Source organism: Pseudoalteromonas sp. NZS71 (genome assembly GCF_015864715.1).
GTDB lineage: Bacteria > Pseudomonadota > Gammaproteobacteria > Enterobacterales > Alteromonadaceae > Pseudoalteromonas > Pseudoalteromonas arctica.
The window spans coordinates 122,487-139,641 of record NZ_JADYWS010000011.1; the positions used below are offsets into that span (position 1 = coordinate 122,487).

Annotated in this window: 15 protein-coding genes, 1 tRNA gene and 1 other RNA gene; 3 read left to right on the forward strand and 14 right to left on the reverse strand. The window is 40.7% G+C overall.

Annotation, left to right across the window (positions count from 1 at the left end):
• Positions 1–6: 6 nt before the first annotated feature.
• The 6 genes from I6E85_RS09460 to rpsF all read right to left on the reverse strand — a co-directional run bounded on the left by I6E85_RS09460 (position 7) and on the right by rpsF (position 2,885).
• A complete protein-coding gene (locus I6E85_RS09460; RefSeq protein WP_165735844.1) occupies positions 7–489 on the reverse strand; it encodes a hypothetical protein in 483 nt (160 codons plus the stop codon).
• Complete coding sequence (locus I6E85_RS09465; RefSeq protein ID WP_197236872.1) at positions 476–1,024, reverse strand: RNA polymerase sigma factor; 549 nt, start codon at positions 1,022–1,024, stop codon at positions 476–478. The genes I6E85_RS09460 and I6E85_RS09465 overlap by 14 nt, the downstream gene beginning before the upstream one ends.
• 430 nt (positions 1,025–1,454) lie before the next feature.
• The gene (rplI, locus tag I6E85_RS09470; RefSeq protein ID WP_002962755.1) at positions 1,455–1,907 is read right to left on the reverse strand and encodes a 50S ribosomal protein L9; all 453 of its coding nucleotides are present in this window, start codon (positions 1,905–1,907) and stop codon (positions 1,455–1,457) included.
• Between the two features lie 35 nt (positions 1,908–1,942).
• Complete coding sequence (gene rpsR, locus I6E85_RS09475) at positions 1,943–2,170, reverse strand: 30S ribosomal protein S18 (protein ID WP_007378475.1); 228 nt, start codon at positions 2,168–2,170, stop codon at positions 1,943–1,945.
• A gap of 12 nt (positions 2,171–2,182) precedes the next feature.
• A complete protein-coding gene (priB, locus tag I6E85_RS09480) occupies positions 2,183–2,500 on the reverse strand; it encodes a primosomal replication protein N (RefSeq protein ID WP_004588456.1) in 318 nt (105 codons plus the stop codon).
• Between the two features lie 43 nt (positions 2,501–2,543).
• A complete protein-coding gene (gene rpsF, locus I6E85_RS09485) occupies positions 2,544–2,885 on the reverse strand; it encodes a 30S ribosomal protein S6 (RefSeq protein ID WP_007378473.1) in 342 nt (113 codons plus the stop codon).
• Between the two features lie 377 nt (positions 2,886–3,262).
• Here rpsF and I6E85_RS09490 point away from each other — a divergent pair, with 377 nt between their 5' ends.
• Both I6E85_RS09490 and I6E85_RS09495 read left to right on the forward strand, forming a co-directional pair.
• A complete protein-coding gene (locus I6E85_RS09490; protein WP_197236873.1) occupies positions 3,263–4,462 on the forward strand; it encodes an alpha/beta hydrolase-fold protein in 1,200 nt (399 codons plus the stop codon).
• 226 nt (positions 4,463–4,688) lie between these two features.
• Positions 4,689–5,411, forward strand: coding sequence for a hypothetical protein (locus I6E85_RS09495; protein ID WP_197236874.1), 723 nt, complete (start codon positions 4,689–4,691; stop codon positions 5,409–5,411).
• A gap of 67 nt (positions 5,412–5,478) precedes the next feature.
• Here I6E85_RS09495 and I6E85_RS09500 read toward each other — a convergent pair whose 3' ends face one another.
• Genes I6E85_RS09500 through I6E85_RS09515 form a run of 4 tightly spaced genes read right to left on the reverse strand, consistent with a single transcriptional unit; the run spans position 5,479 to position 9,761 of the window.
• Complete coding sequence (locus tag I6E85_RS09500) at positions 5,479–6,645, reverse strand: FAD-dependent monooxygenase (RefSeq protein WP_197236875.1); 1,167 nt, start codon at positions 6,643–6,645, stop codon at positions 5,479–5,481.
• Positions 6,642–7,829, reverse strand: coding sequence for a 2-octaprenyl-6-methoxyphenyl hydroxylase (gene ubiH / locus I6E85_RS09505; protein ID WP_197236876.1), 1,188 nt, complete (start codon positions 7,827–7,829; stop codon positions 6,642–6,644). Before ubiH ends, I6E85_RS09500 begins: the two co-directional genes overlap by 4 nt.
• Positions 7,830–7,844: 15 nt before the next feature.
• Positions 7,845–9,167, reverse strand: a complete 1,323-nt coding sequence (pepP, locus tag I6E85_RS09510) for a Xaa-Pro aminopeptidase (protein WP_197236877.1) — start codon at positions 9,165–9,167, stop codon at positions 7,845–7,847.
• A gap of 30 nt (positions 9,168–9,197) precedes the next feature.
• Positions 9,198–9,761: a UPF0149 family protein gene (locus I6E85_RS09515; RefSeq protein ID WP_007587323.1), complete on the reverse strand. Its 564-nt coding sequence runs from the start codon at positions 9,759–9,761 to the stop codon at positions 9,198–9,200.
• Between the two features lie 193 nt (positions 9,762–9,954).
• Here I6E85_RS09515 and ssrS point away from each other — a divergent pair.
• Positions 9,955–10,137, forward strand: a non-coding RNA gene (gene ssrS, locus I6E85_RS09520) — 6S RNA.
• A 137-nt stretch (positions 10,138–10,274) separates the two neighbouring features.
• On the opposite strand, the gene I6E85_RS09525 is transcribed toward ssrS, so the two are convergent.
• The 4 genes from I6E85_RS09525 to I6E85_RS09540 all read right to left on the reverse strand — a co-directional run bounded on the left by I6E85_RS09525 (position 10,275) and on the right by I6E85_RS09540 (position 16,980).
• On the reverse strand, positions 10,275–13,358 hold the full coding sequence (locus tag I6E85_RS09525) for an efflux RND transporter permease subunit (RefSeq protein ID WP_197236878.1): 3,084 nt from the start codon (positions 13,356–13,358) through the stop codon (positions 10,275–10,277).
• Positions 13,355–14,671 (reverse strand): efflux RND transporter periplasmic adaptor subunit, encoded by a 1,317-nt coding sequence (locus I6E85_RS09530; RefSeq protein ID WP_010554901.1) that lies wholly within the window; start codon positions 14,669–14,671, stop codon positions 13,355–13,357. The genes I6E85_RS09525 and I6E85_RS09530 overlap by 4 nt, the downstream gene beginning before the upstream one ends.
• Positions 14,661–16,076: an efflux transporter outer membrane subunit gene (locus I6E85_RS09535; protein WP_165722085.1), complete on the reverse strand. Its 1,416-nt coding sequence runs from the start codon at positions 16,074–16,076 to the stop codon at positions 14,661–14,663. Before I6E85_RS09535 ends, I6E85_RS09530 begins: the two co-directional genes overlap by 11 nt.
• Positions 16,077–16,904: 828 nt before the next feature.
• Positions 16,905–16,980 (reverse strand) — tRNA-Thr (locus I6E85_RS09540).
• Positions 16,981–17,155 lie beyond the last annotated feature (175 nt).

Here is a 17,155-nt window from a genome sequence, read left to right on the forward strand (position 1 = left end):
GTACTCCTAAATGTGCTGCCAACGTGGCGCATGCACCTTGTTAATTAAATCAAGTTGTTGTTGATATATTTGCGCTAACATTGTTAGTAGCGCTTGGTTTTGTGGCTCATTTTTAAGAACTTGCTTTATTGCTTGCTCTGCGTTTTCAAGCTCTTGTAGCTGCGTTTGCCAGTTAGTGGTCAATGCTTCTTTATTTTCATATTCAACCAACAAACTGTTTTTTTGCGCCGAAAAGTAATCACTTATAGCCACTACGGGTTGTGGCTCGGGCGCTATAACAAATAGATTTACAGCAATTAAAGCAGCTAATGTGCAGGCAGCTATTGCTGTTAGTTTTGGCCAAATAGCAGTGCCTTTTAGGTCCTGCTTATTACTAACCATTGCTCGCTCAATCCCTGCCCACAGGTCTTTTTGTGGCATAATGTCTTTATCAAGCGTATTTAATGATTTGTTTAAGTAGTCGTCAAAATTTGGTTTATTCATTTTCATACCACTCTTGTAATAACTGCCTAGCACGATGATATTGCGATTTACTTGACCCAACAGCCATACCTAATTGATCGGCTATTTCCTCGTGCCTATAACCTTCGATTGCAAACAACACAAACACCATGCGTGCGCGCTCAGGAAGCCTTACTATTAATTTATCGAGACCATTTAAGCCTTTGCAGTCATTAGCTGATTGCTCATCCATACCGCAGTGTTCAATGCTCACTACTTTTTGCAGCCAATTTTTTTGCTTGCGTAAGTAACTAATTGCTACATTACTGGCAACGCTGTAAAGCCAAGTAGAAAACTGCGAGCGACCGTCAAATTGCGCTATTTTACGCCATACCTGTACAAACACTTCTTGGGCTGCATCTTCAGCATGCGCTTGGTCCGCTAATAAGCGTAAACATAAACCGTAGACTCGTTTTATATGTAACTCATAAAGCGTTGTGTATGCGCCTTGATCACCTGATTTAACACGCTCAATGAGTTTAGCTTCGCATAAAGGCGTTGGTTCGGGTTTAACGTGTAACATCCGTGATGTCGCCTTTAAATTGTTATTATTGAGTTAGTGTATTGATAAGTTAGACGTAATAACAGTTCGAAAAGGTTTAAAGGGAATTAAAAAATAATTGAATAAAAAAGAGGGTTGTACGAGGCTTTATACCAATTCGCTTAATTAAGTGATCTATTTTGAGGATGGAAAAACGTGTTGATAGCTAGACAAAAAATTCGCTATTTAGTTGTTCTCGGCAATTGCTCCTGCATTGCTCTACCTTCTGCATCCATGCAGTCGTAAATGAGAATTTTTTAACACAGGTAGCGACACGTTTAGCCCCGCAAAATGATTAAGTATTATTGCGGATTGGTATTATTTAACTGTGCCCTTAACTAATTAAAATTAGCCAAATTACAGACACAAAAAAGCCGTGCTAATAGCACGGCTTTTGTCGCTTAATTAAAAATTAAGCTTCAGCGATTACGATTACTTTAATAGTAGCCGTTACGTCTGAGTGAACTGAAATTGATACGTCAAATTCACCTGTCTCACGGATAGTACCTAGAGGCAAACGAACTTCTGACTTAGCAACTTCAACACCAACAGCTGAGATAGCGTCAGCGATGTCACGAGTACCGATTGAACCGAATAACTTACCTTCGTCACCAGCTTTAGATACTAATGTAACTTCTGCTAATGCTTCTAGTTTTTCAGCGCGTGCTTGTGCAGCAACTAACTGTTCAGCGATTTTCGCTTCAAGTTCTGCACGACGAGCGTCAAACGTTTCAATGTTAGCTTTAGTCGCAGGAACTGCCTTACCTTGAGGGAAAAGGAAGTTACGTGCGAAACCAGATTTAACTACAACCTGTTCACCTAGGCTACCTAGGTTAGCGATCTTATCTAGTAGAATAACTTGCATGTTTCTACACCTTTTAAAAACTGTTAATCCGCTGCTTACTTATGTAAGTCAGTGTATGGAAGAAGGGCTAAGTAGCGAGCACGCTTAATAGCAGTTGCTAGCTGGCGCTGAAATTTAGCGCTAGTACCTGTGATACGGCTAGGTACGATTTTGCCACTTTCTGTAACATAGTTTCTAAGAGTAGCTAGATCTTTGTAATCGATTTGTTTTACGCCTTCCGCTTTAAAGCGGCAGAACTTACGACGTCTGAAATAACGTGCCATGAGATTAATTCCTCAAATAATTCTTTCTATATGCTGAGCATGCAAAACCAATTGGCTAAGGCCGTTACGACCTTCGTGGCGATTTAAAAAACCACTCACTTGCAATGCCTGCCCAACGTGCAAATGTTGAGTCTGTTGTTGCATTTGCTTTCCACTGGCAACTACCTGAAGCCTCACGTAACTATTACGGTTAAGGTCTGCTTCGGTTTGCATCGATTTATGTTCTACAACAAAAATACAATGCGGGATGCCAGCAGGGCTTTGGCTAAACTTGGGAGTTTTACAAACTACCCCAGATATAACCAGCTGATTCATATATGGGCTAACCATTATAGTAACTGCTGATTACATGCCATGCTAGGACTCAAAACAATTAAGCAGCTGGTGCTTCTTTCTTCTCTTCTCTTGCAAGAGGAGACGCTTCAGTTTCAGCAGTTTTAGTGCGGATAACTAAGTTACGAAGCACTGCATCGTTGTAGCGGAAAGTAGTTTCTAGCTCGCTGATTACTTCAGTTGGTGCTTCAACGTTCATAAGAACATAGTGAGCTTTATGAAGCTTGTTAATTGGGTAAGCCAATTGACGACGGCCCCAATCTTCAAGACGGTGGATAACACCACCAGCTTCAGTGATAGAACCAGTATAACGTTCGATCATACCAGCAACTTGCTCACTCTGATCTGGGTGAACCATGAATACGATTTCGTAATGACGCATGGATATTCCTTACGGTTAATAGAGCCTTCTACCGTTTCGGCCGGTCGGTTTAAGGCAAGGAATTAATAGTTTAAAAGCCGAAATGAGCGCGCATTTTACGCTTAGACGGATAATTAAGCAAGCAGGTTTTTTAAGCTTTTATAGATAAGAGTTAAAAGGTAATTATTACGAGCTTCGCTCATCGCGTCAGCAAGCTGCTCGCCTACCGAAAAAGTTAAGCACAGAGTGCAATGTCTCTTGTAGAAGCCGAGCTTACTCGCGTGAAAAGCGATAGCTTTTAATTGCTTAAGCTTTATGTTTACCCCGAAAATATAAACATTTACTCAAGCTTAAAGCCGTGCAATTATTAAGCAATACATTATTAAATAAGGATATTTATGAAGCTCTTACTATCGCTTGTATTAATACTTACTTTTAGTACACCATTTTTAAGCCACGCAAAAACCAATATAACTGACATAACCGTTGGTAAAAAAATCATTCTGCAGTCAAAAATACTTAACGAAGACAGGCCCATTAAAATTTTCATACCTGACACTGTAAAAGACGATCAGCCGCTTTATGTTATTTATTTACTTGATGGTGTTGAGCACTTTCATACGGTGTCTGGTGTTATTAAATCCCTTGTTGATTACGAGCAGATACCTAACGCAATGCTCGTTGGTATTGATACAACTAACCGTGTTCGCGATTATTTACCAAAAGTAGAAGGCGAGCCTAAAACAGAGTTTCAAACTTTTGTTAAAAACAAATGGCCTGACGCAGGACAAACCGACAAGTTTTTAAACTTTGTGTCTGATGAACTCATGCCTTATATAAACAGTAATTACTCAACTAACGGCTACAACACCTTAATTGGCCACTCTAATGCAGGTACTTTGGCGCTTTATACTTTAGTTAATCAGCCTGAGTTATTTAATAACTATATAGCTATAAGCCCAAACAGTTGGTGGAGTGATGAGGAATTAAAAAATAATATTATAAAATACACTAAAAACCCTAAAGGTGATCAGGCGTTATTTATTAGTGTAGCAAGCGAAGGAGCACGCTTTTATACAGGCGTATTAAATACTTTGGTAAATTTAGAACAACAAACGCCCTCGCAGCTTAAATGGGAATATAAACATTACCCCGCTTTTACTCATATGGGCACTATACTACCAGCGCTTAGCGATAGCCTAATTCACTTATTTAGCGACCTAATATTTAAGGTTACTGACGAGCACGGAAAGTTTGCTGATGTATCGCTCATTACAGGTTATTACCAAGCACTTAGTGATAAGTACGGGTTTGAGCTTAAAGCTCCACAAGATGTATACGTAGAATTTGCTCATAGCCAGCAAAAGTTTGGTAATACAGCTAAAGCTATTACAACGCTTAAACACTTTACTACCGATTACCCCAATGCAACTTATTCTCACATGCGTTTATCGCAAGGGTACACTGCAGACAAACAGTTTAAAGAAGCCGTTACCAGCATGAAACACGCACTCGAGCTTGCAAAAGAAAACAAAAAAGACCCGCTGTTAATTGATGCGCTCAAAGATATGGTGAATGAAGCACAAAAGAATTTGTAGCTCATTTAACGCAAAGCGCTTTTTAACTAACGATAGTAATTACGAGCTACGCTCGTCGCGTCAGCAAGCTAAACGCCTACAGATAAAATTAAGCTCAGTGTTAAACTTTGCATGTAGACGCCGAGCTTGCTCGCGTGAAAAGCGCGGCTTTTAGATATCTGTATTACAAATAAAGCGTTTAAAGTAAACTCTATAAAATATAAACATTTAATAGCCTAGGTACTATATGCCAACCTTCTACAAGAAATGGATACTCCCTTTAGTTCTAACTATACCGATTGTGTTCGGCACTTGCTCTATTTTAATTCAAAACGTATCTATAGCTGATAAATGGAGCGCTATCGGAGGTTGGGCTGGAGGTTGGACTGCCTTTATTACTTTAGTATTTGCTATATACCAATATAAAAAGCTTTTAGTCACAGCTGATAAAGAAAGGCTAGCTTTTCATACGATCCCCAAACTACTAAACAACTTAGATACCATAAGAATACTCCCTATTACTGTTTTAGAAATTCATAAATGGGATTTATATGATGAAGAGCGAGAAGATAAAGTCTCATTTATTAATAACCTCCATGAATTAAATAAAAAAAGAAGTGAAGAGCTACTTGCTAGGGAAATTTTATTTGATGAATTAAACTCACAAGTTGATAAGTTAAAGTTTAAAGGTTTTCGTTTTAAAAATGAATTTGAAGAAAATCTTATTAGCCTAAAGAATGACTTTGAGGACATATTAAAAATTGAGCAAGGTATTAAAAATACTTTAGGTGGTATAAATATCAATACAGATATTCACACGTACCGTGATTCATCTTTATTCAACTTAGAAAATGACAATAAAACAAATATAGGACATATTATCTTACAAGGTAAATATAAATCGCTAGATGAATATATAGCCAACCTAAGAGAAAGGCTTGTACGACTAAAAAGTGAAATAAGGTATTGATGCTTTTTATATCAAGCTGATCGCTTTACTTTATCCGTTGGGTTTCGCTTCGCTCCACCCAACCTACTTATTTGCCTATCGCTTCTTTGGCGAACAGGTGCTTTATTGGCCCAAGATTATCAACTAATGATAGCCCTACTCCACGAATAAGTTTTTTAACTGGGTTTGCACCTTCAAATAGCTCTTTTAGCCCTTGCATCATAGCTATGTGCTTTTGTGCATCGAGCTTACGAGTGCGCTCGTAATCGCGCAGTGTGCGAGTGCTTGCAAACTCCTTGCTATCGCTTGTCAAAAGCTCAATTAAATAAGCCGCATCTTTTAGGCCTAGGTTCATACCAAGCCCTGCAAGTGGATGGATTGTATGTGCAGCATCGCCAATGAGTACCACTTTGCCTGAAACCCATTGCTGGGCGTAGCGCATTTTAAGTGGGAAAGCAGTGCGCGCACTTTGCACTTCACACAGCCCGCATTGGCCATCTATTGCAGCCATTACGGCTTTATTAAAGGTGTTATCATCCATAGCAAGGAGCTCATCGCAGTGGTTTGGGCTGGTAGACCACACTATTGAATGGGTGTTGGCATCGCTCAGTGGTAAAAATGCGAGTGGGCCTGTTGGTAAAAATACTTGGCGTGCGGTGTTTGCATGTTGCTCTTTAGTCTTAACAGTGGCGACTAGCGCATGGTGATCGTAATCTTTAAAGCTAAGCGCCATATTAAATTGTTTACGTATAGCTGAATTTGCACCATCAGCCGCCACCAGCAGTTTTGCAATAATTGGCTCGCCGCTTTTAAGTGTTATAAATACATCAGATTCGCTTTGATGTATTTGCTGATACTGTGTATCAAACATTAGTGTTGCACTGCTTTGTTGCTCTAGCTCTTTTATAAGCGCGTAGCGGATAATGTCGTTTTCAACAATATGGCCTAAATGCTCAAGCTCAAGTTGTTTGTTATCAAACGCTATTTTGCCAAAGCTGTCGGCGTCGCGTACGTCCATATGCGTATAAGCGCACGCTCGCTGTGCGATAATTTCGGGCCATACGTTTAATTGCTCAAGCAAGGTTTGACTTGCAATGCTTAGCGCACTTACGCGCAAACCATATTCGTCAGTTGGTAACGCTTGTGTTGGTGCGCCGTCGAGTACAACGACGCTTATATCGGCTTTTGCCAATCCAAGTGCTAGTGTTAGCCCTACACAGCCGCCACCTACAATACAAACCTGTGCTTGCTTCATAAACGCCTACCTTGTTTAACTTGCCCCATTAACTGTTTAGCTAATGGCGCTTTTAATGCGGGAAATAAATCCATCGAAAACAACCCAATACTGCGCCCCAATGCGAGCACTCGCGATGAGTTCGAAAAAAGCCTAACAAGTGCGTCGGTTAAACTCATTACGGTTTTTATATCATCACTGCGCTTTTTTGAATATTCACGTGTAAACGCATAGCTGCCTAAATCGTGTTGGCTATTTGCTATTAAATTACTAAGTACTTGTACGTCGCGAAGGCCTAAATTAAAACCTTGCCCTGCAATAGGATGAATAGCATGTGCGGCATTACCAATAACCACTGTACGGTGCGCAGTCAAAGACTCGACTTGCCCGTAAACGAGCGGGTAACTCGTGCGCATGCCCACTTTAGTAAATTGCCCACCGCGATAACCAAACGCGCTTTGTAGGGCACTTAAAAAACCTTGTTCATTAAGTGCCATGTGCTGTTCAACTTGATCTTGGTTCATACACCACACTAACGAATAACGGTTATTGCTCATGGGTAATAATGCCATAGGCCCATTTTGTGTAAAGCGCTCAAAGGCATGATTATTATGCCCACCAGCCACTTCTACATTAGCAATAATTGCGCCTTGTTCATAAGGCTGGGTATTAAAACCAAGCCCAAGTAAACTACGTGTTGGTGATTGTGCGCCATCAGCAATAACCAATAGCTTGGCGTTTAATTGCTCGCCGCTTTGTAAGGTGAGTGTATTGCTATGCAAAGTTTGCTCAATGGCAATTACGCTATCGGGGCACAAAAGCGTAATATTTGACTGCGTTAAACGCAGGTGAAGCGCTCGGCCAAATGGATTTACTTCTACTACGTAACCAAGTGAGGGCTTAGCAAATTCGTCGCAATTAATGTGCGCTTTGCCAAAGTGGCCTCTATCAGACACGCTCACTTTTTTGATTGCTGCGGTGTAAGGGGCATTTTGCTCAAATAAATTGAGGCTTTGTAAATACTCTACCGATTGCTGAGCAAGTGCAATGCTTCTGTCGTCAAAGCTTGGGTGGTAGTCGCCGGTTACTTGATTAGCTTCTACAACGGCAATATTTAACGCGGGATTAGTTTTAGCCACACTTAATGCGCAGCTTGCTCCCGCTAAACCACCGCCAATAATAACTACATCAAACTGCTTAGCCACTATACTCTCCGAGCTTTATACGTTTTTAGCACTTTGCATAAGTGCTTCTATATCGCTAATTTTTTTAGGTACGCTTAGGGTCAAGTTTTCATGGCCGGTTTCGGTAACTAGCAAGTTATCTTCGATACGAATGCCAATGCCTTTGTATTTTTGCGGTGCGCTTGAGTCTTCGCTTATATAAAGCCCTGGCTCTATAGTGAGTACCATACCCGGCTCAAATGCCCGCTCAGCGTTATTTACTTTGTAATCGCCAACATCATGTACATCTAAACCAAGCCAATGCCCAAGCCCGTGCATGTAATATTCTTTACACGCACCTTTTGCCATTAGCTCGTCAAAGTCGCCGGTTAAAATACCTAAATCAAGTAAACCTTGGGTCATTACTTCCATTGCTAGTTTATTAGCATGCGACATATAACCACCGGGTTTTACCTCATCAAAAGCAACTTCTTGCGCTTTAAGTACAATATTATAAAGCGCGGCTTGCTCTTCGCTAAATTGACCATTTACCGGAAATGTACGAGTAATATCGGCGGCGTAACCTTGCAACTCGCACCCAGAGTCTATAAGTACCAGATCACCATTTTTTAATACGTCGCTATTTTGCGTGTAATGTAAAATATTGGCGTTGTCGCCACTACCAACAATTGTGCCGTACGCAGGATGAGGCGCACCGTTCATTGCATAATGATGATGTAGCTCTGCCTCTAGCTGAAATTCAGTAGCTCCCGCATGCGAATAACGCATAGCGCGCATGTGCCCTCGCGCACTAATTTCACAGCCTTCTCGCATAACATCTATCTCGCTTGGCGATTTAAACAAACGCATTACGTGAATAAGGCCGCGTATTTCTTTTAAATTACTCGGTGCTTTGAGGCCTTTTCGAGAGCCACTTCGGAGCGTACCTAGTAACGAAAACACTTTGGTATCAAATGAGGGGTAAGCACCTTGTGCAAAATAGAGCGCATTTTTTGCATTTAGCATATCGAGTGTTTTATCGTTTAATTCACTTAGCGGGTAAGCTTCATCAAACAGGTAGTCACTTTTAGCTTTATCAAAGCCAACTCTGCGGCCATGCCAAATTTCTGCAAGCTTGTCTTTATCTAGGCAAAATAAAGTACTGGGTGCATCGCTGTTATTACAGAGTACAAGTACGGCGTCGGGTTCGTTAAAGCCAGTTAAGTAAAAAAAGTCGCTATCTTGTCTAAATGCATATTCGGTATCGCGGCTGCGCGTCACTTCGCTCGCAGCGGGAATAATAGCAACGCTATTTTCATCCATTTGAGCAAGTAAGCGCTCGCGACGTGCTTTAAATTCTGACTTTTGTACTTCAACCATTATTAACCAACCCGTTTTACTTTTTAAAAGTTAATGAAGTGTTTTTTTAGTACTTTGCGTACTTTGCTCTTTACCAAGCTCTGCAAAACAAAGTAGTGCTGATACACGCACATATTCAATCACTTCGTGCAGCGCTTGGCTGTCTTCTTCGGTTTCTTCAAAAGTAGTATCTAGGCGAGTGATTTCGCTAAAGTCAGTAATAACCTCTTTAACATCACTCGATAGTTTACCGTAGTCTTTTTGCTTTAAACCAAAACCAAGCATAAAACCCGCTACCCATGATACGAGGCCATTAGCCTGATCGATGAGTGTTTCGTCGTCGCTTGGTAAAAATAAATCAAACTGAAATTCATCATCATTAAAGCTCGCGACTACTTGCTTATAAATAGTGCCAAAAAACTGCTTTAAATCGTTACTAAACGATTCACCATCGTTAAACACATCGCTCAAAAGGCCTAAGTATTCTTTGTCGTCAATGGTTAAACCACACGCAAGTAAACCACTAATCACGCCATGCGCTTCGGCAGGTGATACAAATATTTCGTTTTTTTCTAAAAGCAGTTGAGCTTTTTCGTAATCGGGTAAATCGTTCATAATCGAATCTTCGCTTTGCAAGTTAAGGCAATGCTACCACTCGATAAAAAGCAACTCCAATTAATTGTATGATCAAGCTCAAAAACCATGCGATAAAGTAAATGATGAGTTAAAGGTGCGGAAAAACTAAGCGAACGATATAATTTTTTACGTTTGGGGTTTAAGGATTGGATTATGTCTTATATACTTAAATTGTTCCCTGGGGTACCGGAGCTTAGTTAAGTCCCTGAGCCGATAAATTTTATACCAGGGTTTCTGTTCGTCTACTATTGTGCAGGCTCGGCATGTACCGAGAAGCCTACGGTAAACCGCAGATTCCCGCCCTGAAACCTTCTGGTTTCAGGACTGAAACCGAGTACCGTATCTTGGGGAACACCTTCTTATTTTTATACTCCCTCTTATTACTTATTCATTTTTTTGCTATACCTTCGTACATTATTTTTATAATTTTTGGCAAAAAAAAGCTGCAAGCAATTTCTTACTTACAGCTAAATTTTAAATGCTTACGCTTATTTACTTAAACCAACCTTGAAAGCGCTCCATCATCATGTAGTTTATTGGCACTAACAATAAAGTAATAAAGGTCGCAAAAATAATCCCAAACCCTAGACTTACCGCCATAGGTATTAAAAACTGCGCCTGAGTCGCTTTTTCAAATAATAACGGCATTAAGCCAATAAAGGTCGTTAAACTAGTTAGCATTACAGGGCGAAAACGCGATGCACCTGCAATTTTAACCGCATCTAGTAATTTGCCGCCTTCACTGCGCTTTTTATTGATAAAATCAACTAGTACAAGGGAGTCATTTACTACCACCCCAGTTAAAGCGAGCATACCAAGCAAGCTCATAATGGTTAAATCCATGCCCATAATCCAATGCCCGACTACAGCACCTATCATGCCAAATGGAATTACACTCATTACTATAATTGGCTGTAAGTAAGACTTAAGCGGTATCGCTAATAGCGCATAAATTATGAAAAATACAAACACAAGCGCCCAAGCCAATGACCCAAACGACTCTCGCTGCTCTTTAGCCTCACCTTCTAGTTTATAATCTACTCCAGGGTATTGTTGCATTAACTCATCTAAATACTCCGTTAGGTCAGCCTGAAGTATGGTCATGTTGGTGTTATTTTTTTCAATATCCGCTGTTACATTTAAAGTACGGTAGCGGTCTATTCGGTTAATGGTTGATGGACTTTGCCCTGCGGTAAGAGTTGCAACATGCGATAACGGCACCGAGCCACCAGTAGGTGTATTGATGAGTATATTTTGTAAATCGGCTACAGAGCGGCGCTCGTCTATAGGCAAGCGAACCATTACACGTACATCATCACGTCCGCGCTGAATACGTTGGACTTGCGAGCCAAAGAACGAGTTACGCACTTGACCTGCAACATTGACTCTATTTAAGCCCAGCGCTAAGCCTTGCTGCGTAAGCTCTATTTGTAACTCTTCTTTACCATCAGACATGCTATCGGCAATATCAAATACCGTTGGGTAGGTCGATAAACGGGTTTTAATGTGATCAGCCACGTCTTGTAAAATAGTCAACGAAGTGCCGCTAAGCTGAACATCAATGGGGTCTGAACTTCGGCCAATTTCGGCTCTAAACGTTAAACTTTCGGCGCCTGGTATCACACCAATTAAATCGCGCCATTCGCTGGCAAGTTCTCGTGATCCTATGTCTGATTCACGCTTTTCGGCAGGGGTTATTTCAAAGCGTACAGAGCCTGAATTAGATACACCACCACGCCCGCCTGTTGTGGCTAATATATTTAAAATAACGCTTTCGCCAGTATCCGGATCGCGGTACTTTTCTTGTAATTGCTGCGCCTTTTGCGACATGTCAATTACGTATTTATTAGTTACTTCAAACGGTGTACCTGTTGGTAGTGTTAAGTTAACGCGGACTGTTTCGCTTGGTATGCGCGGGAAAAATACAAACTTAGTCCAACCGCTGGTGATCATGGTTAAAATTATAACAAATACACCAATAAACAAGCTTACCGAAGCCAATTTATGGCGCAGTGCTAAATTTAAAGTGGGTTGATAGTATTTTAAAATCGCGTTTTCAAATCCATCTGCAAAACGCTGTTGAATAACATCAAACTTTGAAGGTTCGCCTTTTTCGTGGCGTAGTTTTATATATTTTAAATGTGCTGGTAGTACAAATTTAGATTCAATCAATGAAAACAATAATACTGGAATAACTACTACCGGTATTTGTGCAAACAAGGCACCACGCGCCCCTTCAATAAAAGCCAAAGGTAAAAAGGCAGCAACGGTAGTCAACACACCAAATGTTACTGGTGTTGCTACTTCTTGAGTACCTAAAATTGCGGCTTGCTCGCCCGACTTAGCTGTTTTTAGATGGGTGTAAACGTTTTCGCCGGTAACTATGGCGTCATCAACAACAATCCCCAGTACCAATATAAAGCCAAATAAGCTCATAATATTAAGGGTTACGCCAAAAATAGGCATCGCTATAAACGCGCCCATAAACGAAACCGGAATACCAATAAATACCCAAAATGCAATTGCAGGGCGTAAAAACAAAGTAAGTAAAGCCAGTACTAAAATACCGCCTTGTAAAGCATTGGTAGTAAGGGTCGAAATACGACTTTTAACCAGCTCCGAATCATCATCCCAGTAACTTAGTTCAAACCCTTGCGGGAGAGAGCTTTGTTGCTCTTTTATGTAGTTTTTAACATCGTCAGCAACTGTAATCGCACTTTGTGGACCAATTCGATATACGTCGATAAATGCAGCTTGCTTACCATTAAAGCGAGTACGTACTGGTGTTTCTTCAAAATCATCTTTTATAGTCGCTATATCGCCTAAGCGAATAATAGTGCCATCGGCTTGGTTTTTAACAACAATGCTGGCAAATTCATCTTTACGATATGCTTGCCCTTTAGAGCTTATAAGTACGTCCCCGCCTTCTGTTTTTAAGTTACCAGCAGAAATATCTGAGCTTGAGTTAGAAATAGCACTCGATATTTGTGCCAGGCTTAAATCGTACTGACGAAGAATATCTTGGCTTACTTCAATGGCTATTTCGTAATCACGAACGCCACTTAGCTCTACCTGCGTTACATTAGGTAAACGTAGGATTTGATCGCGTACTGTTTCTGCGTATTCGCGGGTTTCTTTTTCGCCATAGTCACTCGATACGGTAACCGCGATAACTTCACGAATTCGCTCAGCAAGCGCTACTATCGGCTTTTCAGCATCGGCTGGAAAAGTGTTAATTGCGTCTACACGACTTTTTATATCAGCTAAAAGCTCACGAGGGTCGTAACCGCTTTCCACTTCTATTGTCACAGAGCCAGAACCTTCAGAAGAGCGACTAAATATTTGCTTTATGCCCTCTAAATCTTGTACTGCTTCTTCTATTCGTATAGTTACACCTTGCTCTACATCCTCTGGTGTTGAACCACGCAAACTTACATTTACGCTTATCATGTCAGTTTCGAATGAAGGAAATACCTCAAGCGGTATTTTGCTTGATAAGCTAAAAAGTCCCGACAGTAACAGCGTTACTAGCAATAAGTTAGCAGCAACATGGTTTTTGGCAAACCAAGCGATCATGGCTTATCTCCTTGCTTTGCTGCGCGGCGTTTTTTTAGCTCTTCAACACTAATACCCTGCTCTTTTGCTTTTTGCTCAAGCTGCTCTGGCGTCGGGCGCTTTCCTTTACCTTGCCCATTAGCTCCTCGGCTTTTAGGTTGCTCTGTGCTTTGTTCGCCTAAAATACTTACCTGAGTTCCAGAACTCACTTGCCCTAGTGGAGTAATAACCAGTTTATCATTTGGATTTAATCCCGTTTTTATCATCGCTTGTGTCGCATTTTGCCAAGCAAGTGTAATGTCTTTACGCTTGAGTACACCCTCTTCAACAACATAAACATACGTCCCTTGATAAATAGTACTGTTAGGGATTATAAGTGCGTTAGGAACTGTTTTACCGGTAATTTGCGCCTTTATGTATTGCCCTATTTTTATTGGGTACTGGTTATTAGCCGTTGCTTTATATGGGTCGTTAATTTTAGCAACTACGTAAAGCTGTTGTGCACCTTCATCTATAGCACCTTCGGTACGCGCTAGCTGCCCTTGCCACGTTTGCTCACCCACTAAGTCAGAGGTAAATTTAACAATTGAACCTGCTTGATTTTTGGCGCCATCACGATATTGCTCTGGTAAATTTACGAACGGAAGATCTTTATTTTTAATCGGTAAACGAATCTCTACGCTATCGATTGCGTAAATAGTGGCAAGCTGGGTATTGTTAGTAACAACTTGCCCCAAATCAACACTACGGCTGAGTATACGCCCGGCGTATGGCGCGGTTACTTTAGTGCGCTCTAAATCAAGCATGGCTTTTTCAAGTACTGCTTGCGCCGATAAAACTTCTGCTTCGGCTGCTGCAAGTTGTGGTTCACGCAGTACTAAGCTGCTTGCCTGATTTGAGCCGCCAAGGCGTTTCCAATCAGTAATAGCTTGTTGTCCACGCGCTTTTTCTTCTAATAAGCCTTGCTCTGCCGTTAATAAATTGGCTTGAGCAGATTTAACTTCAGCTTGATGATCTCTATCGTCTAGCTTTAAAAGTACGTCGCCCTTTTCAAAAAAGCCGCCTTCTCTAAAGTCATCACTTACTTCAATTATTTGCCCAGATGCCTGAGCAACTAATAAACTTTGTGTACGTGGTTTTACCGTACCGTAGCTATCAATCATCACTTGGTAATTTTGTGGTTTAAGCTCAAGCGCAGCCACGCTTATTGATGCTTTAGGAGGTGAGCCAAAGCGTTTAGCCTCTGGCGGATTACCTTTAATAAACATAACAATTAAAATAGTGGCAATAATAACCACCGCTGGAATAATAATTTTTGCTGTTTTAGTTTTCATCATTATTGCTCTTTAGTTCACTTGAGGGCTTTGCAAAATCACCACCAAGGGCAACGTGTAAGTTAATTCTGTTAGCTATTAATTGGTTTTTAATGTCGATTAAGGAGCTTTGTGCATCGAAAGACCTATCTTGTGCGTCAAGCACCGTAGTGTAAGTTACCAAGCCACTTTGATATTGCTCAAACGACAACTGCTCTGCTGCAAGTGCGTTTTCTTGCGCCTCAAGGGTGCTGCTATATTGTGATTTAAGAGACTGCTGCTGTGAAATCGCATTCTCTACATCACCAAATGCATCGTAAAGCGTTTGCAAATAAAGTTGCTCTTGCTTTTGAGTATTAAGGCGCGCTATTTCTTCATTCGCTTTTAAGCGTCCGCCCTCAAAAAGTGGTGCTGAAATACTACCTAATAACGACCATGCAAGGCTTGATGGAGAAAACAAGTCGCTTACTCTGTCGGTGCTATCACTTAGTGAAGCTGTTAAATCTAAACTTGGAAAGCGTTGTTTGTGCGCATACGCCAATGAAGCGTCGGTGGCTAAAAGATCATACCAACTTGCTCGCAGCGTAGGTTTACGTGTTATAAGTTCAGAAGGTAAGCCTAGTGGAATATCGGTATTAATAACGGGTAAGTCGCTACTAGCAGTAATGGCACCTTTTGGGTATTCACCCAGTAAACGCTCAAGTACACGTGCTGAAGCCGATAGGTTCGCCGTTTGAGTGGCAATGCGAGCGCGTTCAGTATTGAGCTCATTACGAGCTAAATATACATCGAGTGCTTCGTTTATACCTTGGCGATAGCCAGACTCGATAATATCTAGGTTTTGCTGTGCGTTAGCTTCTCTGCGTTTAAATAAATCGAGTAATTGTTGTGATGTAACAACATCAAACCAGCCTGTTACCACATCAGCAACGAGTTGCTGTTTAGCTTGCTCAAACCGTGCCTGTTGCGCTAAATAGTTAAGATTAGCTTCGCGCTTTGAATCTGAAAGCTTACCCCATAAATCAACCTCGTAAGTTAAGTTTAAACTAACTGAACTTGCGTTGTCGTAGCTCACTGGGCGGTTGTCTTTACTACGGCTAGTACGCGTTGATAAATCGAGGCTAGGCCAAAGCGCAGCGCCCGATACTATAAGCTGTTGTTTTTGAATTTCTACATCGTAACTAGTTTGTAAAAGCTGTTGGTTGTTTTTAAGTGCTTGTTGTACAAATTTGTTAAGCGTAGGGTTTTGTAGTTGTGTAAGCCATTGCTCTTGTACTTTTAATACCGAGCTTGATGCTTCTTGCTGCCATTGCTGTGGCATATTATTAGGCGCTTGCATGCGCTGCGACGAGTTAAAATCACTCGCACAGCCGCTAAGCAGCATCACACTAATTGCCAATAGGGTTGGCTTGCATTGCCAAATCATAATTAAACCTAAATTACTGCTATTTATGAACGTAATTCAAGCACTTTGGCAACTTTTGCTCAACCTACTTTACATAACATTACATAGCTAGCGATGAACTAACATAATAGCCAGTTATACGGTAAAAATGAGTAAATGATCAGCAATTTTTAATAATAAAAAATTAACTTTTTGTAGTGTGTCTAAGAGATTATACCAATTCGCTTAATTAAGTGATCTATTTTGAGGTAAGAAAATCGTGTCGATAACAAGGCAAAAATTTCGTTATTTAGTTGCTCTATATCAGAAATTTTTAACGCAGTTAGCGTCAGGTTTAATCCCTAAAATTGATTAAGTATTATTGCGGATTGGTATTAGACATATAGAAACAGAAAAGCCCCGCTATAAGCGAGGCTTTTGAATAAATGGTGCCGACTAACTAAGTCGAACGGATAACTTATACAGACTACTGATTACAAGTCAGTTGCTTTGCTCTTAACTATGGGTATTTTTAATTCTCAAGTTGAAAACAAAAAAGCCTCGCTATAAGCGAGGCTTTTAAATAAATGGTGCCGACTAACCGAGTCGAACGGATAACTTATACAGACTACTGATTACAAGTCAGTTGCTTTGCTCTTAACTATGGGTATTTTTAATTCTCAAGTTGAAAACAAAAAAGCCTCGCTATAAGCGAGGCTTTTGAATAAATGGTGCCGACTAACCTAATCGAACGGATAACTTATACAGACTACTGATTACAAGTCAGTTGCTTTGCTCTTAACTATGGGTATTTTTAATTCTCAAGTTGAAAACAAAAAAGCCTCGCTATAAGCGAGGCTTTTGAATAAATGGTGCCGACTAACCGAGTCGAACGGTTGACCTACTGATTACAAGTCAGTTGCTCTACCAGCTGAGCTAAGTCGGCACACAAAACTGTGTGCTAAGGCACGTTCAATTTTAAAGATTGAGAACTTTTATAAAGCACTTAAAATAAAAAAACCTTGCATAAGCAAGGCTTCTCAATAAATGGTGCCTCGACGCGGAATCGAACCACGGACACGAGGATTTTCAATCCTCTGCTCTACCGACTGAGCTATCGA

What these genes read in the sequence shown, in the direction of transcription:
- I6E85_RS09460 (WP_165735844.1), bottom strand. Translation starts at nt 489, where the DNA reads ATGAAAATGAATAAACCAAATTTTGACGACTACTTAAACAAATCATTA.
- I6E85_RS09465 (WP_197236872.1), bottom strand. Translation starts at nt 1,024, where the DNA reads ATGTTACACGTTAAACCCGAACCAACGCCTTTATGCGAAGCTAAACTC.
- rplI (WP_002962755.1), bottom strand. Translation starts at nt 1,907, where the DNA reads ATGCAAGTTATTCTACTAGATAAGATCGCTAACCTAGGTAGCCTAGGT.
- rpsR (WP_007378475.1), bottom strand. Translation starts at nt 2,170, where the DNA reads ATGGCACGTTATTTCAGACGTCGTAAGTTCTGCCGCTTTAAAGCGGAA.
- priB (WP_004588456.1), bottom strand. Translation starts at nt 2,500, where the DNA reads ATGGTTAGCCCATATATGAATCAGCTGGTTATATCTGGGGTAGTTTGT.
- rpsF (WP_007378473.1), bottom strand. Translation starts at nt 2,885, where the DNA reads ATGCGTCATTACGAAATCGTATTCATGGTTCACCCAGATCAGAGTGAG.
- I6E85_RS09490 (WP_197236873.1), top strand. Translation starts at nt 3,263, where the DNA reads ATGAAGCTCTTACTATCGCTTGTATTAATACTTACTTTTAGTACACCA.
- I6E85_RS09495 (WP_197236874.1), top strand. Translation starts at nt 4,689, where the DNA reads ATGCCAACCTTCTACAAGAAATGGATACTCCCTTTAGTTCTAACTATA.
- I6E85_RS09500 (WP_197236875.1), bottom strand. Translation starts at nt 6,645, where the DNA reads ATGAAGCAAGCACAGGTTTGTATTGTAGGTGGCGGCTGTGTAGGGCTA.
- pepP (WP_197236877.1), bottom strand. Translation starts at nt 9,167, where the DNA reads ATGGTTGAAGTACAAAAGTCAGAATTTAAAGCACGTCGCGAGCGCTTA.
- I6E85_RS09515 (WP_007587323.1), bottom strand. Translation starts at nt 9,761, where the DNA reads ATGAACGATTTACCCGATTACGAAAAAGCTCAACTGCTTTTAGAAAAA.
- I6E85_RS09525 (WP_197236878.1), bottom strand. Translation starts at nt 13,358, where the DNA reads ATGATCGCTTGGTTTGCCAAAAACCATGTTGCTGCTAACTTATTGCTA.
- I6E85_RS09530 (WP_010554901.1), bottom strand. Translation starts at nt 14,671, where the DNA reads ATGAAAACTAAAACAGCAAAAATTATTATTCCAGCGGTGGTTATTATT.
- I6E85_RS09535 (WP_165722085.1), bottom strand. Translation starts at nt 16,076, where the DNA reads ATGATTTGGCAATGCAAGCCAACCCTATTGGCAATTAGTGTGATGCTG.